The sequence below is a fragment of the Hirschia maritima DSM 19733 genome (genome assembly GCF_000378345.1).
Lineage (GTDB): Bacteria > Pseudomonadota > Alphaproteobacteria > Caulobacterales > Hyphomonadaceae > Hirschia > Hirschia maritima.
On record NZ_KB899544.1, the window covers coordinates 123,557 to 146,239 of the forward strand.

General features: G+C 44.5%; 20 protein-coding genes. 11 read left to right on the forward strand and 9 right to left on the reverse strand.

The features are described from left to right. Positions 1 to 56: 56 nt before the first annotated feature. From F551_RS0100515 to F551_RS0100550, 8 genes are all read left to right on the forward strand, one after another. On the forward strand, positions 57 to 1,298 hold the full coding sequence (locus tag F551_RS0100515) for an acyl-CoA dehydrogenase family protein (protein WP_026296564.1): 1,242 nt from the start codon (positions 57 to 59) through the stop codon (positions 1,296 to 1,298). Positions 1,299 to 1,372: 74 nt separating this feature from the next. Further along, entirely contained in the window at positions 1,373 to 2,560 is a 1,188-nt protein-coding gene (locus F551_RS0100520) for an acyl-CoA dehydrogenase family protein (RefSeq protein ID WP_018995509.1), read from the forward strand. A 22-nt stretch (positions 2,561 to 2,582) separates the two neighbouring features. Next, positions 2,583 to 3,701 carry an acyl-CoA dehydrogenase family protein gene (locus F551_RS0100525; protein WP_018995510.1) on the forward strand — a complete coding sequence of 373 codons (1,119 nt, stop codon included), beginning with the start codon at positions 2,583 to 2,585 and terminating at the stop codon, positions 3,699 to 3,701. Positions 3,702 to 3,721: 20 nt separating this feature from the next. Next, positions 3,722 to 4,174 (forward strand): MaoC family dehydratase, encoded by a 453-nt coding sequence (locus tag F551_RS0100530; RefSeq protein ID WP_018995511.1) that lies wholly within the window; start codon positions 3,722 to 3,724, stop codon positions 4,172 to 4,174. Positions 4,175 to 4,199: 25 nt separating this feature from the next. Beyond that, entirely contained in the window at positions 4,200 to 5,117 is a 918-nt protein-coding gene (locus F551_RS0100535) for an SDR family NAD(P)-dependent oxidoreductase (protein ID WP_018995512.1), read from the forward strand. Between the two features lie 26 nt (positions 5,118 to 5,143). Continuing rightward, positions 5,144 to 6,322 (forward strand): acetyl-CoA C-acyltransferase, encoded by a 1,179-nt coding sequence (locus F551_RS0100540; RefSeq protein ID WP_018995513.1) that lies wholly within the window; start codon positions 5,144 to 5,146, stop codon positions 6,320 to 6,322. A gap of 277 nt (positions 6,323 to 6,599) precedes the next feature. Next, a complete protein-coding gene (locus F551_RS0100545) occupies positions 6,600 to 8,666 on the forward strand; it encodes a TonB-dependent receptor domain-containing protein (RefSeq protein WP_018995514.1) in 2,067 nt (688 codons plus the stop codon). Then, positions 8,666 to 9,793: a PepSY-associated TM helix domain-containing protein gene (locus F551_RS0100550; RefSeq protein WP_018995515.1), complete on the forward strand. Its 1,128-nt coding sequence runs from the start codon at positions 8,666 to 8,668 to the stop codon at positions 9,791 to 9,793. The genes F551_RS0100545 and F551_RS0100550 overlap by 1 nt, the downstream gene beginning before the upstream one ends. 58 nt (positions 9,794 to 9,851) lie before the next feature. Here the strand turns inward: F551_RS0100550 and F551_RS0100555 are convergent, their stop codons facing one another. From F551_RS0100555 to F551_RS0100565, 3 genes are read right to left on the reverse strand one after another with little or no spacing between them, the layout of a single operon-like run. Beyond that, positions 9,852 to 10,262 (reverse strand): nuclear transport factor 2 family protein, encoded by a 411-nt coding sequence (locus tag F551_RS0100555; protein WP_018995516.1) that lies wholly within the window; start codon positions 10,260 to 10,262, stop codon positions 9,852 to 9,854. A 9-nt stretch (positions 10,263 to 10,271) separates the two neighbouring features. Further along, the gene (locus F551_RS0100560; RefSeq protein WP_018995517.1) at positions 10,272 to 12,296 is read right to left on the reverse strand and encodes an NADPH-dependent 2,4-dienoyl-CoA reductase; all 2,025 of its coding nucleotides are present in this window, start codon (positions 12,294 to 12,296) and stop codon (positions 10,272 to 10,274) included. A gap of 60 nt (positions 12,297 to 12,356) precedes the next feature. After that, the gene (locus tag F551_RS0100565) at positions 12,357 to 13,193 is read right to left on the reverse strand and encodes an enoyl-CoA hydratase-related protein (RefSeq protein ID WP_018995518.1); all 837 of its coding nucleotides are present in this window, start codon (positions 13,191 to 13,193) and stop codon (positions 12,357 to 12,359) included. 254 nt (positions 13,194 to 13,447) lie between these two features. On the opposite strand from F551_RS0100565, the gene F551_RS0100570 reads away from it, so the two are divergent. Together F551_RS0100570 and F551_RS0100575 are read left to right on the forward strand one after the other, a co-directional pair. Next, complete coding sequence (locus F551_RS0100570; RefSeq protein ID WP_026296565.1) at positions 13,448 to 14,137, forward strand: nitroreductase; 690 nt, start codon at positions 13,448 to 13,450, stop codon at positions 14,135 to 14,137. Then, positions 14,134 to 15,222, forward strand: coding sequence for a DUF2855 family protein (locus F551_RS0100575; protein WP_018995520.1), 1,089 nt, complete (start codon positions 14,134 to 14,136; stop codon positions 15,220 to 15,222). The genes F551_RS0100570 and F551_RS0100575 overlap by 4 nt, the downstream gene beginning before the upstream one ends. Here F551_RS0100575 and F551_RS15985 read toward each other — a convergent pair. The 5 genes from F551_RS15985 to F551_RS0100600 form a co-directional block, all read right to left on the reverse strand. After that, positions 15,191 to 16,195 (reverse strand): Gfo/Idh/MocA family protein, encoded by a 1,005-nt coding sequence (locus F551_RS15985; RefSeq protein WP_169334111.1) that lies wholly within the window; start codon positions 16,193 to 16,195, stop codon positions 15,191 to 15,193. The genes F551_RS0100575 and F551_RS15985 overlap by 32 nt on opposite strands. A gap of 133 nt (positions 16,196 to 16,328) precedes the next feature. After that, the gene (gene fsa / locus F551_RS0100585) at positions 16,329 to 16,979 is read right to left on the reverse strand and encodes a fructose-6-phosphate aldolase (RefSeq protein WP_018995522.1); all 651 of its coding nucleotides are present in this window, start codon (positions 16,977 to 16,979) and stop codon (positions 16,329 to 16,331) included. A gap of 139 nt (positions 16,980 to 17,118) precedes the next feature. Further along, positions 17,119 to 18,333 carry an NAD(P)/FAD-dependent oxidoreductase gene (locus F551_RS0100590; RefSeq protein WP_018995523.1) on the reverse strand — a complete coding sequence of 405 codons (1,215 nt, stop codon included), beginning with the start codon at positions 18,331 to 18,333 and terminating at the stop codon, positions 17,119 to 17,121. A gap of 126 nt (positions 18,334 to 18,459) precedes the next feature. Next, on the reverse strand, positions 18,460 to 19,545 hold the full coding sequence (locus F551_RS0100595) for a DUF2855 family protein (protein WP_018995524.1): 1,086 nt from the start codon (positions 19,543 to 19,545) through the stop codon (positions 18,460 to 18,462). 10 nt (positions 19,546 to 19,555) lie between these two features. Beyond that, positions 19,556 to 20,956: an NAD(P)/FAD-dependent oxidoreductase gene (locus F551_RS0100600; protein ID WP_018995525.1), complete on the reverse strand. Its 1,401-nt coding sequence runs from the start codon at positions 20,954 to 20,956 to the stop codon at positions 19,556 to 19,558. Between the two features lie 117 nt (positions 20,957 to 21,073). Between F551_RS0100600 and F551_RS0100605 the strand changes: the two genes are divergently transcribed. Further along, a complete protein-coding gene (locus tag F551_RS0100605) occupies positions 21,074 to 21,652 on the forward strand; it encodes a TetR/AcrR family transcriptional regulator (protein ID WP_018995526.1) in 579 nt (192 codons plus the stop codon). Positions 21,653 to 21,695: 43 nt separating this feature from the next. On the opposite strand, the gene F551_RS0100610 is transcribed toward F551_RS0100605, so the two are convergent. Beyond that, entirely contained in the window at positions 21,696 to 22,679 is a 984-nt protein-coding gene (locus F551_RS0100610) for an aldose 1-epimerase (RefSeq protein WP_018995527.1), read from the reverse strand. Positions 22,680 to 22,683 lie beyond the last annotated feature (4 nt).

The following is a 22,683-nucleotide window of genomic DNA, read 5'->3' on the forward strand; positions in this document are numbered from 1 at the left end:
ATAAGCAATCGGGATCACGCCCAGATTGCGATAAATAGAATTAGAAGGAAACGTAAATGACTAGTATGGATTTAGGACAGAGCGAAAAAGTTAAACCACTTATTGCCGCTGTACGTGAAATTGTTCGCGAAAAAGTTCTTCCTTTAGAACATGAATATTTGTCCGAAGTTGGTAAAGCTGAAGGTGGTCGTTTTGCATTCACGCAACGTCAAAAAGATATCCTCGCTGAACTAAAAGGCATGGCTAAAGAAAAAGGGCTTTGGAACTTTTGGCTTACAGACTCTGATCGTGGCTACGGCCTTTCAACTGTAGAATATGCTTATCTTGCAGAAGAGATGGGGTGGTCTCCTCAATTAGGTGCTGAAACATTCAATTGTTCTGCGCCTGACACGGGAAACATGGAAGTATTGGAACGTTATGGTTCTGATGCTCACAAAGAACAGTGGTTGGGTGAGTTGCTTGAAGGCAAGATCCGCTCAGCATACCTTATGACTGAACCAGATGTAGCATCATCTGATGCAACTGCATTGGCGTTCAAGGCCGAACTTGATGGCGATGAGTGGGTGTTGAATGGTGAGAAGCACTGGTCATCAGGTGCTGGTGACCCTCGCTGTAAAGTATACATCTTGATGGCCAAAACAGAAGGTGATGACGCTGCTCGTCACTCACGTCACTCAATGTTTGCAATCTCAGCTGAACATGAGGGCATTGAGATCCTGCGCCCAATGATGGTGTTCGGTAACGATGATGCACCACACGGTCACATGCATATCCGCTTTACAAATGTTCGCGTACCAAAAGATGCATTGTTGCTTGGTCGTGGTCGTGGATTTGAAGTGAGCCAAGGGCGTTTGGGGCCTGGTCGTATCCACCATTGCATGCGTTCTATCGGTCAGGCTGAACGTGCACTTGAGTTGCTATGTAAGCGTGCAACTTCGCGTGAAGCTTTCGGACGTCCATTGCACAAACTAGGTGCAAACTACGACATCATTGCTGAATGCCGTATCTCGATTGAACAAGCGCGTCTTCTTTGTCTGAAAGCAGCATGGATGATGGATCAAGGCGATATGAAAGCGGCAAGTATCTATATCAGTCAGATCAAAGTTGAAGCTCCGCGCATGGCATTGAAAGTCATCGATGAAGCAATGCAGATGCATGGTGGATTAGGTGTTTCTCAAGATACACCGCTGGCTGAAATGTATTCAGGCGTAAGAACTCTACGTTATGCGGATGGTCCTGATGCCGTGCACCGCATGGTGATCGCACGTGATGAATTGAAGAGATACACAAATAGGTAATTTGTGAGCCAAGGCGGGCGCTTGTTTAAGCGTCCGTCATCCCAATTTGGCAAATAGAGGAAGGAAGCAGTGATATGGATCTAGCATTCACTGAAGAAAATGAACAATTCCGTCAGGAAATTAGAGATTTTCTTGATGAAAACTGGCCAGAAGAAAAGCGTTCAGGCGAAGTGACCGAATTTGGTCGTGATGAGTACATAACGTGGCATAAAAAATTGGCTGATAAAGGTTGGGTAGCTCCTTCATGGCCGAAGGAATATGGTGGCCCTGGTTGGACACCAACCCAGAAATACATTTTTGCCGAAGAAATGGCTAAGGCCGAGACATTTAATGTTTTGCCGTTCAATATTGGAATGGTTGGGCCGGTTATCTACACGTTCGGAAATGAAGAGCAAAAGAAACGCTTTTTACCTCCAACACTGAATTGTGACATTTGGTGGTGTCAGGGATATTCCGAGCCTGGTTCTGGTTCTGATCTTGCTTCTCTGCGCACTAAGGCTGTTCGTGAAGGGGATCATTATATTGTGAATGGTTCCAAGACTTGGACGACTTTGGCTCAGCATGCAGATTGGATTTTCTGTCTGGTAAAGACTGATACTGAAGCCAAGGCGCAAGAGGGTATTTCATTCTTGCTCATCGACATGAAAACACCAGGTATCACTGTGCGTCCAATCATCACTATGGGTGGCGATCATGAAGTGAACGAAGTGTTCCTTGAAGATGTGAAAGTACCAGCTGAAAACCTGATTGGTCAGGAAAACAAAGGTTGGACCTACGCAAAATTCTTGTTGATGCATGAACGTTCTGGAATTGCCGGCACGCACGTTTGTAAGAAAGCACTGTCTCGTTTGCGCGAAGTAGCCAGCGACAAGAGCCTATATGGTGATGCGCCAATCCTTATGGATGATGCGGAATTCCGCCGTAAAGTATCCGAGATCGAAATGGACCTTATGGCGCTTGAGTATACTGAATTGCGTGCACTTGCTGGTGAAGAAGCCGGTAAAGGGCCAGGAGCTGAAAGTTCCATTTTGAAAATTCGTGGTACTGAGATTCAGCAGCGTATTTCGCATCTCGCTGTTGAAGTTGCTGGTTATTACGCCATGCCATTCCAACGTGAATTGACTGGGAATGAAACACCATCCGGACCTGAACACACTGTTCACGCAGCGGCGGGTTATTTCAATAAACGTAAGACGTCTATTTACGGTGGGTCTAACGAAATCCAACGCAACATTATCGCTAAAGCGATATTGGGTCTGTAAGGCATAGGTTTAGGAAAAGATTATGGATTTTTTGTTCACAGAAGAACAGGACATGTTCCGCGAGTCTATCTCCCGCTATGTCCGAGAAAAATATGATTTTGAAGCGCGCCAGAAGATAATCAGTTCTGAAGCAGGATGGAGCAAAGAAGTTTGGTCTGATTTTGCTGAGATGGGGCTATTATCTGTTCCTTTCGCTGAAGAGTATGATGGCCTTGGTGGCGGTGCTGTTGATGTAATGGTCATCATGGAAGAATTAGGGAAGGGGAATGTTGTCGAACCATTCCTGCCGACTGTTGTTCTTTCAGGCGGTGTTCTTGCTGCTGTAGGGGGAGAGCATGCAAAGGCATTGATCCCGCAAATCGCAACAGGTGAGTTGATCATGGGGTTTGGTTTTGCAGAACCAAGAAGCCGTTTTGATCTAAACCATGTTGAAGCAAGCGCGAAAAAAGATGGCGAGGCATATGTTCTAAATGGACGTAAATCCGTCGTTTTAGCAGCGTCAATTGCCGATAAACTTATCCTTGTTGCGCGCACCAGTGGCTCAACACGTGATGCTGATGGCATCAGCTTATTCCTTGTGGATGCAAACGCAAAAGGGCTAACCATTGAAGATTATCCGACAATCGATGGCCATCGCGCTGGGGATGTTGTGCTTGAAGATGTAAAAGCAGAACTACTTGGTGAAGAAGGTAAAGCGCTTTCAGTCATTGAAAAAGTAACTGACCAAGGCATTTCGGCAATAGCATCCGAAGCTATGGGGCTTTGTCGCACAATGGTTGATTTGACGACACAATATTGTCGAGAACGCAAGCAGTTCGGAACACCAATTGCCAAGTTTCAAGTGTTGCAACACCGTATGGTCGACATGCTGATACATGCTGAAGAAATGACATCTATGGCATATCTTGGTGCGCTAAAACTCGATGAGCATGAAGTCGAACGCAAAAAGGTTTTGTCTGCTGTAAAAGTCCAGCTTGGTAAAAGTGTGAAATATTGTGGTGAAGAGGCAATTCAGCTCCATGGTGGAATGGGCATGACAGAAGAAATGGCCATTGGTCACTACTTCATGCACGGCACAATGCTCGAAGTTCTCTTTGGCAACACAGATCATCACAGAAAAAGATATGAAAGCCTGATGTAATAGGTGGGGAGGAAACGAACATGACAACTATAGCAGAACTTGAAGCAAAAGTTGGCGATCAACTTGGTACGTCTGACTGGATTGAAATTAGTCAGGACCGCATCAACAAATTTGCTGATGTAACAGAAGATCACCAATTCATTCATTTGGATGCGGAAGCAGCGGCTAAAACACCTTTTGGTGGAACCATTGCACATGGTTTTTTGACGTTATCTCTTATGAGTAAAATGAGTGAAGCAGCCATTCCAGCGCTAGATGGTGCGGCTATGGTTGTGAATTATGGTTCTGATAAAGTTCGTTTCCTTCACCCCGTGCCGTCTGGCAGTCGCATTCGCGCGCATTTCAAACTTCTAAGTGTTGACGTGAAAAGCCCTCAACAAGTGTTGGTGAAAGCCGAAGGAACAGTTGAAATTGAAGGCGTTGAGAAACCGGCAATGGTTGTTGAAATGCTCTCAATGCAATTTTTGAAATAAAGAATTTTAACGGGACAATCGTATTATGAGTAATCTGGATTTTACTGGAAAAGTCGCAATCATTACAGGCGCGGGTAATGGTCTTGGTAAGAGCCATGCACTTGAGCTTGCTAGTCGTGGTGCCAAAGTTGTTGTGAATGACCTTGGTGGTGCAAGAGATGGAACAGGTGGTTCTTTGTCTGCGGCAGAAGAAGTCGTAAAAGAGATTGAAGCAGCTGGTGGTGAAGCAATTGCCAACGGTGCAAACGTGACCAAAATGGACGAAGTTGAAGCCATGGTCGCCAGTGCCATGGACAAATGGGGACGCGTAGACATTCTCATCAACAATGCAGGTATTTTGCGCGATAAAAGCTTCTCTAAAATGACTATGGAAGACTATCGCCTTGTTGTTGATGTGCACCTGATCGGTAGCGCAAACTGTTCTAAGGCGGTTTGGGAAATCATGAAGGAACAAAAATACGGTCGTATCATGATGACGTCTTCGCCATCTGGTCTCTACGGTATATTTGGTCAAGCCAACTATTCAGCGGCAAAAGCTGGTGTTGTTGGGCTTATGAATGCTCTAACGCTTGAAGGTCGCAAGTACGACATTCGTGTAAATGCGCTTGCGCCAACTGCCGCAACACGTATGACGCTCGACCTTGGTATCCCAGAGCCTATTATGGAACAGATGACACCAGCATCTATCACAGCCGGTGTTGTATATTTGGTAAGTGAAGATAGCCCAAGTAAATGTATTCTTTCCGCTGCTGGTGGTGGGTTCTCGCGCGCTTATGTTGCTGAAACTAAAGGTATCTATTTGAAACCGGGTGAGCAAACACCAGAAAATGTTGCCGCTCAATTTGATGCGATTTGTGACAAAAGTGATCTTCAGTATTTTGAGGACACAAATGGCCCAATCGCAAACTTTATGGGGCAAGCTCAGGCTGCTCTGAAATCATAACAATATAAATTTTCGGGAGAGAAACCATGAGAGAAGCAGTCATTGTTTCCACAGCTAGAACACCAATTGGACGCGCTTATAGAGGTGCATTCAATAATACACCTTCACCAACTCTAGCGGGTCACGCGATCAAAAACGCTGTTGAACGTGCAGGTATTGATGGCGCTGAAGTGGAAGATGTTGTCTTCGGTGCAGCTTTGCAGCAAGGCGTGCAGGGCGGTAACATCGCGCGTAATGCGACTTTGCGTTCTGGATTGCCTGTAACGGTTTCTGGTCAAAGTCTCGATCGCCAATGTGCATCGGGCATGATGGCGATCGCAACAGCTGCAAAGCAAGTTGTGATGGATGGAATGGACGTAGCCATTGGTGGCGGTGTTGAATCTATCTCAATGGTGCAAACACCAGAGCTACGCATGCAGCCAGATAAAGAGCTGTTGGCGATGCACCCAAAAGCTTACATTTCTATGATCGAGACAGCTGAAATCGTGTCAGAGCGTTATGGAATTTCTCGTGACGTACAAGACGAATACGCATTGCAATCCCAACAACGTACAGCAGCTGCCCAAGCCGCTGGTGCATTTGATGATGAGATCGTTCCACTGGCTTCCACCATGCTTGTGAAAGACAAGGCAACAGGTGAGATTTCTTCAAAAGAAGTGAAGCTAGAGAAAGACGAAGGCAACCGTCCAGAAACAAACCTTGAAGGCCTAAACAGTCTAAAGCCTGTTGTTGGACCAGATGCTTATATCACGGCTGGTAACGCCTCTCAGCTTTCTGATGGTGCGTCAGCTTCTGTGATCATGGAAGCAAAATTGGCTGAAAAGCGTGGCTTGTCTCCATTGGGTATTTATCGCGGAATGGCTGTGGCTGGTCTCGAGCCAGACGAAATGGGTATCGGACCAGTATATGCTATCCCTAAACTTCTGAAAGCCAACGGTTTGACCATGGATGACATTGGTCTTTGGGAATTGAATGAAGCGTTTGCATGTCAGGTGATTTATTGCCGCGACAAGCTTGGCATTCCTGATGAGCTCCTCAACGTGAATGGTGGGGCGATCTCTATTGGTCACCCATACGGTATGTCAGGTGCACGTATGACAGGTCACGCATTGATTGAAGGTAAGAAACGCGGCGCGAAATATGTCGTCTGCACAATGTGTGTGGGTGGCGGCATGGGAGCTGCCGGCTTGTTTGAAGTTGCCTAACACCCCGTTAGGGCAAATTCGGTGTGGCCGAATAACTCTGTAATTTGGCCATATCTGCGGCAGCTATTATTGGGAGTAGCTGCCGCTTTTTTTTATTGAAGAGGGGGCGACAAAACGGATTTTCCAGTAACTTTGATAACTTGGGTTTCAAACTTGCAATTGCGCAACACTGTTGAGTGAATTTGAGGTGAGAATGATAATTGTTCTCATATTTAGTTGCAAATGAATCTCAATTGCGGTAGCGGTGCCGACATTAAAAGTTTGAGGGCTCCGTATTATGAGTATTAGAAAATTGGGCGCATGTGCCTCTTTAAGTGTAATTGCATTTATTCAAGCGAACGCAGTGGCACAAGAAACAACTACGAAAGAAGATGTTTTAGACACTGTTGTGGTAGTAGGGTCTCTGACAGATACCGCGATAAACTCGGATGAACTTGATCTTTTTCAAGCAAATGATCTGTCTGATATTTTCCGCACAGTCCCATCTGTTACAGTGGGAGGCGGAGTTGGCCTTGCACAGAAAATCTATATTCGTGGACTCGAAGACACGATGATTAATGTGACAATCGATGGAGCGCCTCAAGGCGGCACTCTGTTTCACCATGTAGGTCGCGTCAATATTTCACCAGAATTATTGGATGAAGTCGAAGTTCAAACCGGAGCCGGTGAAGCGACATCAGGGTTTGGTGCAATTGGTGGTGCCATTCGTTTCCGTACGAAAAATGCTGTTGATCTTTTAGAAGATGGACAATTCATCGGAGGTAAAGTCGACGCGACTTACTTTTCAAATGATGGCTATAAAGGATCAGCCAGCGTTTATGGTCGTGTGAGTGAAAACATTGGGATAATTGGATCATACGTGTACTCCAACAAAGAAAACTATGTCGATGGAAATGGAGATGAAGTTTACGGAACCAATGCTGAACAATCCCTAGGTTTTGTGAAAATTGGCGGCGAGTTTGACAATGGCCATGCGTTTTCAGTGAGCTATGAAAGCCGCGAAGAAACTGCAGATGCTGGTGAACGTCCAAACTGGCCAGTTTTAGAAGATAGTTTGTTGTTTACTACCGAAGCAACTCGAAACACTGCCATTGCAAACTATGGATATACAACAGAGACTGGAAACGGTGTTGAACTAACAGGTTTTTGGACGAATACAGAGTTTTATCAGGGGCGCACAAACCGCTGGGGAGCTTATGGGTCTGAAATAGAAACAATCGGTTTTGATCTTCGCACTATTTGGAACCTCGGACGTCATGACTTTATTGCCGGTTTCGAAGGACACCAAGATACCGTTTCTAGTGAATACTTGGCAGACTTCGAGACATGGAGCGTTTGGGCATGGGATCCAAACGTAGGATACTTTGAGGAAGAGGGCACTCTTTTCGGTGCTTATATCCAAGATAAATGGCAAGTAAACGACAAGTTGCTGGTGTCAGCTGGAGCACGGTTTGATTCTTATGACCTTGAACTCATTACATATGGCGAAGAAACTGAAAGTGATGGTATAAGTTTCAACGCGGGTTTAGATTATGAAATTACAGAAGCTCTTAACTTCAACATCGGATATGCTGAAGCTTTCCGAGGTAAAGAAATCGGTGACGGGTTCAATTTAGGAAGAGGGCCCGATCGTCTGCGCATCCATCCAGCTTTAAAACCTGAAACCGTAGAAAACTTTGAAACTGGATTTGAATACAAAGCTGGTGGGTTCACAGGTTCTATCGCGTATTACGATCAAGAGATTAGCAATGTTATCTTTGATCAAATAGGTTCAGGTAGCTTTGCAGATGGTTCTGAATATGTAGATATCAGACAAGATTCTACTTTCTACGAAAATGTTGGAAACTATACCTCAACGGGCTATGAATTGCGCGCTGAATACGCGGCAGAAAATTATTTTATTTCTGGGTTTTATAACATCAATGATTCTGAGTTAAACGGCCGAGCTATTGAAGGTTATGAAGAAAATGGTTTGGGAACATCCGTTGGAGATAACTGGAACCTTTCAGCCGGTTACATTCCGATGGAAGGGGTAACCCTTCAAGCAAGTGTTACAACATATGAAGATTTGAACGATATCGAAACGCTTTTCCGTGCCGTCGATATTGGGTGGATCGATGAGACACAATTTGTCGACAAACCCGGCTACTCAATTGTTGATTTATTTGCCACTTGGGAAGTAGGTGATTTTGAATTGTCTGCTGCCGTGTACAACTTGTTTGATGAGGATTACCTAGCTCATGCAAGTGTTGCTGATTATTCTGACATTCCAGGCTGGGGTATCGTAGCGGGTGTACCAGAACCGGGTCGTGATGTGCGCTTGTCAGTAGCGTTTAATTTCTAATGAAACACGGAAGAAAAGGTCTTCCTAAGGGCCGAACCATTGCTCGTGCTTGGCATAAATGGTTCGGCATCATTATCGGGGGATGGCTATTTCTGCTCGCATTGAGCGGGTGCGTCATCACCTGGTATGGTGAAATTGATGCTGCTCTAAATTATGATTTACGTGCTGAACGTATAAAAAACGCAGAGTTAGCTGATATTGAATCTGTACTGGTTTCTGCCCAAAACGAGTTTGATGAGCTTCATATGAAGCTTACCAATTATCCTTCCAAAGAACATAATATGTTCTGGTCCATTGCAAAGGTAGAAAAAGAGGGCAGGTTTTTTTCTGCTGAGATTTTTTCTCACCCTTATACCGGAGAAATTTTGGGTTGGCGGGAGTCAGGTCGACTAAGTCTTAGTCGACGAAATTTTATCAATTTTTTCTATGGCTTACATATCGATTTTTTACTAGGCCCGTGGATGACAACAGTCTTCGGGTTTATGGGACTAGCATGGTGTATAGATCATCTTATCTCTATCTATCTCTCTTTGCCGAAGCTTAAAAAATGGCGTGCATCTTTTCTCGTTTCTGGTCGATGGGGAAGTTTGCGAAATTGGTTTGACATGCATCGCGCTGTTGGAATGTGGATGATACCCGTTACTTTTACAGTGGCACTCACTGGAACGGTGCTATCTATTCCAACGATTAGCCACCATGTTGTAGAGATTTTCTCAGAGCCAACTGGACGTCTCCATTACAAATGGGAAGATCCGGCCGCAGAGCTTACTCATTCACGTACGCGTGAAATTGTTGAGGGGGCAGGTATTGTTGCAAAAGATATCCATAGCATCAGATATTTCCCCTACACGGACGCGATTGCAATTCGTACTTTCCATGAACGTGATTTAGATGACCAAGGACGTATGTGGAATTATTATAGAATTTCTAGCGGTGATTACATTGATCAGCGCCATGATAATGGGTCCACTGCCGGAGACACATTTTTTGCATGGCAATATCCACTACATTCTGGAAAAGCTTTCGGATTGCCTGGTCGGATTTTGGTCTTCATATCGGGATTGGTGACCATGCTTCTTTGCGGAAGTGGTTGGTATTTGTGGATTAAAAGGCGGCGCTCCAGATAGTAATAGATGCGTTTTCCTCGGGCTCTCCTTTATGGTCCATTGTTGCCTTTATAGGCCCTCAACTTGGTTGAGAGCCTTTCATGGCTTCAAGCATTTTTCCCATTTCTGCGTGAACCATATTCACTGCCTTTAGGGGGCGGATCATCACTTTGAATTCAGTGATGAGGCCATTTTCATCCCATTCTATCATGTCGATGCCATTTATATGAATGCCGTTCATTTCAGTTTCAAATTCAAGAACAGCGCGGTCATCGCAATCAAATGTGCGCGTGTATTTGAAAGTTTCATTTCCTATCGTCTGACCCGCCGCCATAAGATAAGCCATTGTGATCATTTTACCTTTTTGAGGTGTATGAACCACGGGGCTGATCATAACTGCGTCATCATGGAGTTGCACGCTTAAACCTTCGGCGGAATGGTCGTTTTCCAACCATTCCATCCATCGCGACATGTTTGTTGATTGGGACATTTTCTGCTCCTAAATTTTGGCTGCGAGGCGAACGCCTTGATCAATGGCTCGCTTTGCATCCAGCTCCGCGGCAACATCTGCTCCACCAATAAGATGATGAGACGTTTTCATGCCCTCGGCGATTTCGGCTTGAGAGAGCTGACCAGCACATAAGATGATGTTATCAACATCGAGAATCTGCGTTTCGCCTTCAATTGATATGTGCAATCCAGCATCATCAATTTTGTCATACGAACATCCCGGTATCATTTTTACACCTTTGGCATTTAGCCCGGCACGGTGAATCCAGCCTGTCGTTTTTCCAAGGCCTTTACCAACAGACGTCGTCTTGCGTTGGAGTAGATAGACTTCACGAGGGGAGGCTTCAGGTTGGGCTGCAACCCCTTCGATACCGCCGCGAGCCTCTAGTGACATGTCTACGCCCCATTCCTTCATGAAGGCTGGGATGTTGGTGCTTGTAGAGGTTTCGCCATGGGTGAGGTATTCGGAGACATCAAAGCCGATACCACCAGCTCCGATAACGGCAACCTTTTTACCGACAGGTTTCTTGTCTCTCAATACATCGATATAGGAAAGAACACTTGGATGGTCGATACCATCAATAGCAGGCGTACGAGGAATAATACCTGTGGCAAGGATAACTTCGTCAAAACCTGCGGCATCAAGGTCTTCAGTCGTCATCCGTGTGTTGAGTTTTAGGTCAATGCCTTTGAGTTCTATTTGCTTGCCGAAATAGCGGATTGTTTCATAAAATTCTTCTTTGCCGGGGATTTGTTTGGCGATGTTGAATTGCCCACCAATTTCACTGGCGCTATCAAATATCGTGACTTGGTGTCCACGTTCAGCGGCTGTGACTGCAAACCCTAGTCCGGCTGGCCCAGCGCCCACCACACCAATTTTCTTAGGTTTGTCAGTTGGTTCGATGACAATCTCGGTTTCATAGCAGGCGCGGGGATTCACCAAACAGGATGAGATTTTCATCTGGAATGTGTGATCCAAACAGGCTTGGTTACACCCAATACAAGTATTGATCTCATCGCTTCTGCCTTCAGCTGCTTTTTGCATAAAGAATGCATCAGCCAAGAAAGGACGCGCCATGGAGATCATGTCAGCATCGCCGCTTTCCAACACTTCTTCAGCAACTTCGGGCGTGTTGATACGGTTAGAGGTGATGAGAGGTATGTCGATATGGTCCTGAAAGCGCGCCGTTACCCATGTGAATGCTGCACGAGGTACTTTTGTAGCAATGGTAGGGATACGCGCTTCATGCCAACCAATACCGGTATTGATGATGGTGGCACCAGCTTTCTCAATAGCTTGCCCTAATTGAACAGCCTCTTCAAAAGAGCTTCCACCTTCCACAAGATCAAGCATAGATAGACGGTAGATGATGATAAAGTTTTCGCCAACTGTCTCGCGTGTGCGGCGAACAGTTTCAACGGCAAGCTTCATGCGGTTTTCATACGTGCCGCCCCATGCATCATCACGTTGATTGGTACGAGCAGCCAAAAACTGGTTCAGAAAATATCCTTCTGACCCCATGATCTCAACACCGTCATAGCCTGCAACCTGCGCATATTTGGCCGTTGTAACAATATCGTCGATTTGTTTTTGAATGCCGTCTTCGTCCAATTCATTTGGAACGAATGGGTTGATGGGGGCTTTAATCGGAGAAGGCGCAACAGAAGCTGCGTTGTATGCATACCGGCCTGTGTGGAGGATCTGGAGACAGATTTTTCCGCCTTCTGCGTGGACTGCGTCTGTGATTGGTTTGTGATGCTGAGCGTCTTCGTCACTATGCAGGAATTTGTCCGTTGGAATTGCTGCACCTTCTGCGTTGGGGCCAAAACCACCTGTCACAATAAGAGATACTCCACCACGTGCACGTTCTGCGAAGAAAGCAGCCTGACGTTCTATACCGTTTGGTGCTTCTTCGAGTCCGGTGTGCATAGATCCCATTATCATGCGGTTTTTGAGAGTCGTGAATCCAAGGTCGAGTGGTTCAAATAGTTTTGGATATGGAGTGCTAGTCATTTGATCGATCTTTCTTTTGCCGCAGGGGAGTGCTGGTCGCTGCGGTTGAGATAAAGGGCGCTATTTTTGCGGACGTAACATTGTGGTGTTAATCGGAGCTGGATCTTCAAAGTTTGGATCAGTCTTGGTCATTCGACTTTGTACAGCTTGCATGATGTCAGAAGGTTTCCAATAGCCTGCTTGAGCGACACTCGCCCAACGCAAAGCATCATCAGTGGAGTGGTCACGAGCATATGTAATAGCGCGCTTACTGCCTGCTATGGCTATAGGAGCTTTCTTAGAAATAATGGTGGCCATTTCTAAAGCGCGAGAGAGAGTGGCTTCCTTGTCGGCGCACACATCATTTACAAACCCGTATTGCTTAGCGTCGCTCGCGGTGAGTGTGGAACCTAGGTAAGCCAGTTCACGGACAATGTGTTCTGGCATCAATTTAGGAAGACGTTGAAGGCTTCCTACATCAGCCATCATGCCGATGTTTATTTCTTCTATACGGAAGTAAGCTTCTTCGCTGGCAACAATGAGGTCACATGCAGACACAAAGTCCAATCCTGCGCCCACACATGCACCCTGAACAGCCGCGATAACTGGAAAGCGAGATTTTTCGAGTGATGTCAGCGTGTCTTGTAGGTGATCAACCATGTATGCAAATGCTTCACGTTCTTCAGGCGTATCTGTTTTTGATATTCCGGAAGAAAATGCGCTCAATTCCATGCCCGAGCAGAAGTTTTTACCTTCAGCAGATACAACGCATACACGCGTTTTTCCGGCTTCGTTTAGATCTCGGATGGTTGTTGCAAACGTGCTCCAAAATTCTTGTCCCATAGCATTGGAAACTTCAGGGCGCGTGAAAGTGATATGGGTAATCCCATTTTCTGTAGTTACTGAATAGGCTGCCATTGTAATCACTCCCGAATTTCTTGTTTAAGCCAACTTTATTCTCAAAAGGAATAGAAAGTCATGTGTGTATAACGACGTTATAGTCGACTTTCCTTACGTGAGATCAAGCCTAACTAATCATAGAATAGACATAGATTGAAGTATTTTGGTACAAATGTTAAAAAATAAGCCAATCTAGAGGTTTTGGGTATTGCTTCTTTCCCAACGGAAGGAGGTTAGACTTGTCTTAAAGCTAAACAAAAATGAGTGGTCCTATGAATTTTGATGAACTTATTCGTTCGCGACGTAGTATTCGTGGATTTAAGAAGACACCGATTTCGAAGGAAGTCATTTCTGAGATCATGGAAGTGGCAAGGTTTGCTCCATCATCCATGAACACTCAGCCTTGGATTATATATGCCATAGGTGGAGAAACCTTGGACAAGATCCGGGAAGGAAATTGTTCTCAGATGTTAGCTGGTGTTCCGCCCAAACGCGATTTTCCAATTAAGGAAGCTTATGAAGGTGAACACAGACAGAGACAGATTGATGTCGCCGTTCAGCTTTTTGAAGCCATGGGCATTGAACGACACGATAAAGAGAAACGTCAAGATTGGGTGATGAGAGGGTTTCGCCAATTTGATGCTCCTGTGTCTCTGGCTATTGCATATGACACTTATCTTGAGCCGGCCGCGATAAGTCACTTTGATTTAGGTGCTTTCACCCATGCGCTTGTATTGGCTGCGTGGGAACGTGGAATTGGGGCTGTGATCAATGGACAAGGTATCATGCAGTCTGAAGTGGTTCATAAACATGCTGGAATTCCGGAAAACCATGCCATCATGACCTGCGTGGCGCTTGGGTATCCAGATTATGATTTTCCAGCCAATTCAGTGAAATCAACACGCGCTGATGTCGACACATTTCTGAACTTTGTTGGTTTTGAAGAAGGAACAGATGCATGAGTAATGTTGTGGAACTTCAAGTAAATCGTGAGAATTACCATGAAACGCGGATAGTGGAGCTGCAAAGTGCGCCACTGAACGAGAACCAAATCAGAGTTCAGATCGATAAATTCGCGCTAACATCCAATAATGTCAGCTATGCTGTTTCTGGTGATATGATTGGTTATTGGAATTATTATCCAGCCGAAGCACCTTATGGAAAAGTTCCCGTGTGGGGTTTTGCGTCTGTCATAGAATCTCAAAGTGATCATATTAAAGTGGGGGAGAGAATTTGGGGATTCTTACCTATGGCAAATCAGACAGTGCTAACTGTCGGCAAGGTGTTTGATGATAACTTTATGGATGCGACGCCTTACCGCCAAGAATTGCCTATTCTTTACAACCAATATCGACGCACTCAAGGCGAACCAGAATTTCTTCAGAATTATGATGATGAGCGTAGTCTCTTATTCCCGCTCTTTATGACTTCATTCCTGATTTATGATTTCTTGAAAGACAATGACTTCTTTGGTGCGAAACAAGTGCTTATTGGGTCTGTTTCTTCCAAAACGGGATTTGGTTTGGCAAAATTAATCCACAATGACAAAGAGGCAGATGTCAAAGTCGTTGGCATGACATCATCTCGAAATGTAGAGTTTGTGGAAAAGCTAGGTTGTTGTGATCAAGTCGTTGTTTATGGCGATGAAGATAAAATCGATCGCAACCAAAATGCTGCTTATGTCGACATGTCAGGCAATGCTCAATTGACTGAAAAATTGCACAACCAATTTGGTGATAGATTGGTCAATTCCTGTTTAGTGGGGGCTACACATTGGGAGGAGAGAAGACAAGTCGACCAGCAATTGCCAGGTGCTCGTCCAACTTTCTTTTTTGCGCCAGCACAAATTACAAAACGTAACAAAGAGTGGGGCCCAGGTGTCGTGATTCAAAAGGCAATGATAGCGGCTGCTGGACTGTCGGACGCTATTAAGGGCGATTTACTAGTTGAGCAAATAACGCAGGCGGATCAAACCGCTGATATTTGGAGAGATATGCTCGATAATAAGGTGGCACCTAATCGAGGGATAATGGTGAAGTTTGAATAGACTTTTTGTCATTTTTTCTAATCTCGTTAAGAATGAGCTCCATGTGGTGTTGGAAAGTGCGACTATCCGATAAAGACACAACACTGGACTGAGTTAGCCCATTGGCAATATCTTCACCGGCTTGGATTGCCTGATAATGATATCCTAATTCAGTTCTGTCGGCTTTATAGTGCTCTATGATGTCGTCCATTTGATACAACATTGCTTCACGGCATTTAAGAGCTTGAGGGATAACAATATGGCCTTTGGTTCCTATGATGTGGGCGTCATTATTGAGGTGGCATTTCATAGAGCTAGATAGCGTGGCCGTTACATTTCCATGATTGAGAATAGCGATGACGTCATCCTCAACTCCATTAGGGGCATTTTGATGGATCACATGGATTGTATCGGGATCACTGCCGATGAAATATTTGGCAATAGCAACTGGATAGATCCCCATTTCTCTAACTACGCCGCCTGCATCATCTAAATCATATTGGTGTTGCTTGGGTGAATAAGGAATTGGAAATCCAAAATCGACTTTGACGTGAAGACGTTCACCTATTGAGCCGGTATCTATCCACTCTTTAGCTTTGCGGAGGACGGGTAAGTGCCATGTCCAGAGCGCTTCAGCTAGGAATTTTCCGGAGTTGTTAGCTGCCTCAACCACTTCTTCCATATCAGATAAAGACGTTACAATTGGCTTTTCGCACAAAACGTGTTTTCCAGCTGCGAGTGCATCTAATATGTTTTGCTTGTGAGCTGTGCGTGGTGAACTGATATAAACGATATCAACATTGGGATCAGCCAACATGGATTGGTATTTGTTATATGTTTCTGGAATATCGTATTGGCTTGCAAAAGCGTCAGCGCGTTCTTGGGAACGAGAACACACCGCGACTAGATCGCCATTGTGAACTGCATGAAAATCAGAGCAAAACCAGTTGCTCATTGCTCCAGTGCTAAGAATTCCCCATCCAAGTTTTTTCATTTGCATTCTACCAAAACTAATTCTCTCTATGAGTTTGAATAGCAGAAAATAGGTTGGAATTGGCATGCGTGATTTGGACAAAAAAAGGCCAGAGGAAACCTCTGGCCTTTGAGTATTTAATTGAATTAGGGGGTTAAACCTTAATTCCAGCTTCTTCAGCATCTTTGATGAATTGCTCAAGACCTTTGTCTGTGAGTGGGTGCTTCACCAATGCTTTGATAACTGCAGGAGGCGCTGTTCCAACATCAGCACCAACAATTGCACATTCTTTCACATGCATTGGACTGCGGATGGAAGCAGCAAGAATTTCAGTGTCGAAACCGTAATTGTCATAGATTGCGCGAATTTCTTGGATCAAATCCATACCATCAATGTGGATGTCGTCTAAACGGCCAATAAATGGAGAAATGTATGTTGCACCAGCTTTAGCTGCCAAAAGAGCTTGGTTTGCTGAAAAACAAAGTGTGACGTTGGTTTTGATGCCTTCTTTCGAAAAAGTTTGAGCTGCAGCCAGTCCATCGAGTGTAAGTGGCAATTTGACCACAATATTGTCTGCGATTTTCGCGAGTTTGCGACCTTCTGCAAGCATGCCTTCTGTATCAAGGGCGATAACTTCTGCTGAAACAGGGCCATCTGTGACTGAACAGATTTCAGTGATGACTTCTACAAAATCACGGCCAGATTTTTTAATAAGCGATGGGTTTGTTGTAACCCCATCAATGAGCCCGTATGATTCAAGTTCGCGGATGTCATCCACATTTGCGGTATCTACGAAGAATTTCATCTGAAAATTCCGTTCTAATTTTGAGCTAAGACTTAGATGTGTTGTTCGATTCTGTTTTCATATCAGCACTCGTGGGATTCCAAAACCTGAATCAAAGCTTGAGACATGATAAACTTTGGTAAGATGTAAATAGTCGTCTTTAAAAGAGTAATTTTAGGTTGAATTCAGTGTCTTTGGCTTGCTCTGGTGTGATGTTTGTTTCGGTGGAGAGCAATTTTTTAGCGACCATGAATGACGGTGCATCATTAAGGGCGTCTACTGCGAGTAATTTGCCTTCTTTGAAATACCAGACCGAAAATGATTTATTCTCCGGTTTTCCGCGAAGGATGAGGTCGTCAAATCCTTGCATCAGGCCAACCGTTTGCAATTTGACGTCATACTGATCTGACCAAAACCAAGGCAGTGCGTTGTGAACTTTTTTGTCGCCCAGCATGTTTGCGGCGGTGACTTTGGCCTGTTCAATTGCATTGGGGACTGACTCTAATCTCACCCGTCGCCCATACCGCGGGTAAGGAAAATTGGAACAATCACCGGCAGCCCAGATATTAGGAACTGATGTTTGAGTGTGTTCATCGACGACTATGCCGTTGTCGATCTCTAATCCTGCTTCTTCAGCTAATTTTGTTTCAGGTGTCGCGCCAATTCCGACCAGAACCGTAGCACATTCCAAAACAGTTCCGTTGGTGAGTTTGACTGACTTGATCTGATTGTCATCAATATCAAAACTTTCAACTGCAGAATCTAAACGTAGATCTACGCCTGCATCTTTGTGGAGGTCTTGATAGAAGTGGGAAACTGGTTCACTAGCAACACGTGCGAGTACACGATCTGCAAGCTCCAATACAGTGACCTCTCTTCCCGCAGCGCATGCTACTGCAGCGACCTCAAGACCGATATAACCGGCACCAATTACGATAACTCGACCTTCAGAAGATAAAGCTGGAGAGAGGTTTTCTGAATCTTCTAAAGTACGCAGATAATGCACATTGGTGAGATTATCGTGTTCGAAGGGCAATTTCCGAGGTGGTGCACCGGTCGCGAGTAATAACTTAGTATAAGAAACTGTTTCACCATTGCTGAGTTCAATTGCTTGGACTTCACGATCTATTTTTTTTGCGAGAACGCCGGTGAGTACACGTACATTTTGTTTGTCGTAGAAATCAGATGGTCGAAAATACAAACGTTCTTCCGCTAGCTCTCCTTTTAGAAAAGCTTTTGAAAGAGGGGGGCGCTGATAAGGAAGTTGCTTTTCACCACATATGAGTGTGACCTTTCCCTCAAAGCCCAATTGTCTAAGAGAAATAATTGCTTGAGCACCCGCCTGACCACCGCCAATTACTACGATTTCTTCCATGACAGATACTTTCCTGCTGCAATCATTCAACGTTTAGTGCGAATGGTTTAGCATGAAAGAGGTAGGACAATACAAGTCCCGATCAGGGAAGAAAAAAGATATCCTCCCTGAAGAGATACACTATCGCTACAGCTTGATTATCAATCCTTCTTCCGGTGCAAATTTACCATCAAGAATTTGGGGATAATACGTTTCCAGCTCCGCTAGTCCTTCAACTTCCTTCACTTTTAACCATGTTGCGCTTGCTTGCGCTGATTTCATGAGGAAAGAGCCGGATTTTTCAGCGAAGCCTTGTGGACCCCAGTCTTTTAAACGCTTTTGGATATGGCCGGGCGCGAAGAAAAATTCAGACTTTTCAGCATTGATATCTTTGTTTTGAACACCTTCGTCCCAATGGGTCATTCCAACGTTGATGCAGTGCATAAGATTGTCACCAAGAGCCTTATGAAGTTTTCCTAAAAGGTCTCCATTACCGGACATATCAACGATTACGGTTGGCTTGGATTTATCAATTTTCTCAAGCTGATCATAAGTGAGAGTTTGATCAAAATAGTTGGTGCTCTCTACAAAACCTGCGTTTCTCGCCGATGTGAGACCGATTGAATGAGGAGCATTGGTATCTTCTTTAAGCGCAAACCCTAGCCCTAAACTTGTCTTGCTCGAAGCGCTTAGAACAAGCACTTGCTCAGCATTGTGCCAGTCTTTGTTTTGTAGGCTGTCCCATAAACAGAAAGAAGTAACGTGCAAGGGGAATAAGAGCGCACGATGGTTATCTATTGCGCGATTATAACCAGGCTCAGCTTCTACTCGGCGATACACATTATATCCGGGAGGGAGCTTTGATCTATGTTCAGAACCGTCGATGAATTGTCCTTTGGATACATTTGTTGGACGCATTTTTAGTTTTTCGGCTGGTGGAAAGTATCCATATAAACGGTCACCTATGGGGAGCTCATCGGATTTGCTTTCTATAACTTCGGCAAATCCCCAAACCGGTAATATGCCTTGCTCAGATGTGTCTTCTCCATGTGGAGGGAAGAAGTGCCAATATCCAAGTTGATCACCTGCAACTCCATAGGTGATATTGTTGGCAGTAAACGAAAATCGCTCAATGCGAACAAGAACTTCACCATTTTGAATGGGGCTAAGGGCGTCTGTTTCGATTAAACGAAATTGATGGAGGTTTGATCTTGTTACCTGAAATTCCAACATGGTGTTTCCCTCAGTTTATTTCATTCATGAATTGAAAGAGTTTGGTTGCCGCCAATGGCGCATTTGCACGCAATTTGTCTAATAAAGCGGATTTTTCGGTGTCTTCTGGTTTTACACTCGCCAATAGTTTGCTGAAGCCGTCTAATCGGTTTTCAAAAAGCCATTTTCTGATTTCTGGTGTTTGTCCCCATTTGTATTGGTTCATCAGAAAAGCGGCAGTGAATTTGATGAAATCCGTATCGTGGTTGGGGAGAGGTACAACACCGCAGAAATTGTTCTTTTCTTCATCAGTGCCATAAGCCGCTTCGGTGTGTGCGATGAAAGCTGCGCTAAATACCGGCTGATAAGAGCGCACCATTTGCGGTGTAATCAAATCGCCTTGAAAGATTGGTTTGATTTCTTCGTTTGAGATAGCCCGTGCTGAACAGTCAATGTGCAAGTGATCGGGGGAGGTTGGTATCTCGCCTTGGTCTAGTATTATTTTATCGTGTTCAATAGATTGTACGCGGCCCAATCGAATAATGTTCTTTATTCGGCGCAGTTGCTCTAATTCCATTTGGGAAACGGTTGCACCGTGGAACATTGAAGGACGTACATTTTCATCAATGCGTAAAAACCAACCACATGCTTCGAGTTTATCGAACATATCATGGATAGATTCAGAGGTCGCAATAGCTTCAAGATGACCCGCTTGTGAACCAATTGCATCAAAGAAAAATTCTTCGGTTGCTTGCGTGTTTTTGCGATCTAACAACCATGCATCACGTGGCATGATCCATTGAATGCTGTCAGGGCTTGCCCCTTGTTCCAATAACCATAGGCAAGCATCGATTCCTGTTTTTCCTGCGCCGATGACAACATAACCCGCTGGTGTCTTTCTAACCTTGGGAAGATTGTTCAATGGCATAAATTGAACATCAGGGGAGATCGAAAAATTTGGTGTGTGGGTGGAAGGTACGGTGGTCTTTAGAAACGTCGCATCGATGGTTTTACGGCGAACTGAAACATCAAATTCTTCGCCGCTCAAAATATTGGTAAATTTCTTATCTCCGTCATAGCGACACATGGAATGAAATTGAACGCGACCAGATGGCAGAAAATGTTGTTTCATAACATTGTCGAAGTAGGCGCTTACTTCTGCACCGGATGCTAGATCACCCAATCCTTTGTTCCATCCGGTAAGGTCTTTTTGGCCGCGGCTAAGCTCTACAGAACTAACACCATAATAAGCTGAAGGTTGATGAAGAGTCACAAAAGGGTACGCATCGTTCCAATGGCCACCAGGTTTGTGATGCTGATCAACAAGTATAATATTTGCATCAGTCTCTTTGAGAATTACATCTGTAAATGCCATCCCCACAGCACCAGCACCGACTATAAGATAGTCCGTTTCCAAATGATTTCTCGACATTTTCTTCCTCCAAGGTATTGCTTTTGGGGTTACATTTCGGGTTACAAATACCCATCAGTATAACGGTGTTATGGTTGCGACGCTATAACACTGTTATGTTTTGTCAAGGACTTGCATATGGCCGATGCAAAATTGAAGATATTGGAAGCTGCTTCAAAGTTATTTTTTGAGGGAGGCACCCAAGCGTTGAGCGTCAGAGCAATCTCAAAACAAGCCGGCGTTTCAACTATCGGAATATATAGTCATTTTGATGGGAAACAGGGCATTTTAGATGCCTTGTATATTCGCGGGTTTGAACTTGTAGCAGAGGCGATGACACTTGAAGAAGAGTATGACTTATCAAGTGAAACTGTTGCTGTTTTGGTGCGTCGGTATTTGAAGAATGCAATTGAAAACGAGGCGTATTACAAGCTCATATTTGGAGATCACTCAGCTGAGTATCAGCCGTCCAATGAAGCAAAAGACGTTGCGATCAGTGCTTTTTCAATCCTTGTGAAGCATGTCACTAAACTCTTTCCAAACAATACCGATCAGCAGAATAGAGAAATTGCAATTGAGATTTGGTCGATAACACATGGCTTTGTAAGTCTGCGTCATCATGTTTATCCATTATTGGGCGACGTCAATAATTGGGAAGATAAAGCGGTTGATGCCGCCCAAACCTTCTTTGAGGCACTGGTTGCCAAAAGAAGTTAAGCTTCATTTTCCTGTTTTAGCATGTCGCATATAGTATTTGGGGTTATGGTTCTACCGAGATTTTCATCCATGCGGACAGTGTTTCATTTGGTGCTAAGGTATTGATTTCTCTTTCTTCAGTTCCAAAAGGATTGCCCCTTCCCAATGTGGGTTCTATGGCTGCATAGTTCCCATTTGGTGGGAAGAACACATGTAAGTTTGTGATATTTTCTGAAGATGTAATCACTGTATCTGGGCGACCGGACTCGCTGAGAACAGCTCTACCTTCATAACCGTAATGCGTCTGATCCGTCATAATTGGATCAATCAAATCAGCACCTTTTGTAAAATCTTGACGATAGGAACCGGGAATTTTCTCTAAAGCATGTCCCTTATCATTGGTGCTCCAATATCCATCATATTGGAATTGTAATTTGGTGTTGGAGGTTGTTGGGAAATAGGGATGAAAACCAATGTCGGCTGGCATGTTGGTTGAACTTGTGTTGGTGACACTTAATTCCATTGATAGAGAATTGTCTGACAGTTCAAATGTTTGTTGACCGGTATACGACCATGGCCATTTTCCAGATGAATGATCAAATTGTAGAATAATTTTATCATTGGATTGGGAGATAACTTGCCAGCTGGATTTCCACCCATGTCCGTGAATAAAATCGGGAAGCCCCATGAAGTTTCCGTCCAAGTCAACCTTTTTGCTTTCAAATTCAAATTCGCCATCGGGAATTCGATTGACGATTGGAACGAGTGGAAAACTTGCAACATCCACAATATCATCGGCATCCTCAGGCATTGGACGTAGAATATCGATTCCGTTCCAAGAAAGAGAGTGTATGGAACCGCCTTTTTCTGGGATTAGCTTTAGAACAAGGTTTTCGTTTCTAATTTGGATTTGTTCTAGCACTTTCTCGGAGCTTTCAGCATTGTTTGGGTTGCGAGAGGCTAACTCGTTGCAATTAGTTAAAAGGAGCCCAAAAGCGATGAAGGCAACAGAGAGATGAATTTGATTTCCTGTGTTTCTTCCGTGCATTTTG

What these genes read in the sequence shown, in the direction of transcription:
- F551_RS0100515 (WP_026296564.1), top strand. Translation starts at nt 57, where the DNA reads ATGACTAGTATGGATTTAGGACAGAGCGAAAAAGTTAAACCACTTATT.
- F551_RS0100520 (WP_018995509.1), top strand. Translation starts at nt 1,373, where the DNA reads ATGGATCTAGCATTCACTGAAGAAAATGAACAATTCCGTCAGGAAATT.
- F551_RS0100525 (WP_018995510.1), top strand. Translation starts at nt 2,583, where the DNA reads ATGGATTTTTTGTTCACAGAAGAACAGGACATGTTCCGCGAGTCTATC.
- F551_RS0100530 (WP_018995511.1), top strand. Translation starts at nt 3,722, where the DNA reads ATGACAACTATAGCAGAACTTGAAGCAAAAGTTGGCGATCAACTTGGT.
- F551_RS0100535 (WP_018995512.1), top strand. Translation starts at nt 4,200, where the DNA reads ATGAGTAATCTGGATTTTACTGGAAAAGTCGCAATCATTACAGGCGCG.
- F551_RS0100540 (WP_018995513.1), top strand. Translation starts at nt 5,144, where the DNA reads ATGAGAGAAGCAGTCATTGTTTCCACAGCTAGAACACCAATTGGACGC.
- F551_RS0100545 (WP_018995514.1), top strand. Translation starts at nt 6,600, where the DNA reads ATGAGTATTAGAAAATTGGGCGCATGTGCCTCTTTAAGTGTAATTGCA.
- F551_RS0100550 (WP_018995515.1), top strand. Translation starts at nt 8,666, where the DNA reads ATGAAACACGGAAGAAAAGGTCTTCCTAAGGGCCGAACCATTGCTCGT.
- F551_RS0100555 (WP_018995516.1), bottom strand. Translation starts at nt 10,262, where the DNA reads ATGTCCCAATCAACAAACATGTCGCGATGGATGGAATGGTTGGAAAAC.
- F551_RS0100560 (WP_018995517.1), bottom strand. Translation starts at nt 12,296, where the DNA reads ATGACTAGCACTCCATATCCAAAACTATTTGAACCACTCGACCTTGGA.
- F551_RS0100565 (WP_018995518.1), bottom strand. Translation starts at nt 13,193, where the DNA reads ATGGCAGCCTATTCAGTAACTACAGAAAATGGGATTACCCATATCACT.
- F551_RS0100570 (WP_026296565.1), top strand. Translation starts at nt 13,448, where the DNA reads ATGAATTTTGATGAACTTATTCGTTCGCGACGTAGTATTCGTGGATTT.
- F551_RS0100575 (WP_018995520.1), top strand. Translation starts at nt 14,134, where the DNA reads ATGAGTAATGTTGTGGAACTTCAAGTAAATCGTGAGAATTACCATGAA.
- F551_RS15985 (WP_169334111.1), bottom strand. Translation starts at nt 16,195, where the DNA reads ATGAAAAAACTTGGATGGGGAATTCTTAGCACTGGAGCAATGAGCAAC.
- fsa (WP_018995522.1), bottom strand. Translation starts at nt 16,979, where the DNA reads ATGAAATTCTTCGTAGATACCGCAAATGTGGATGACATCCGCGAACTT.
- F551_RS0100590 (WP_018995523.1), bottom strand. Translation starts at nt 18,333, where the DNA reads ATGGAAGAAATCGTAGTAATTGGCGGTGGTCAGGCGGGTGCTCAAGCA.
- F551_RS0100595 (WP_018995524.1), bottom strand. Translation starts at nt 19,545, where the DNA reads ATGTTGGAATTTCAGGTAACAAGATCAAACCTCCATCAATTTCGTTTA.
- F551_RS0100600 (WP_018995525.1), bottom strand. Translation starts at nt 20,956, where the DNA reads ATGTCGAGAAATCATTTGGAAACGGACTATCTTATAGTCGGTGCTGGT.
- F551_RS0100605 (WP_018995526.1), top strand. Translation starts at nt 21,074, where the DNA reads ATGGCCGATGCAAAATTGAAGATATTGGAAGCTGCTTCAAAGTTATTT.
- F551_RS0100610 (WP_018995527.1), bottom strand. Translation starts at nt 22,679, where the DNA reads ATGCACGGAAGAAACACAGGAAATCAAATTCATCTCTCTGTTGCCTTC.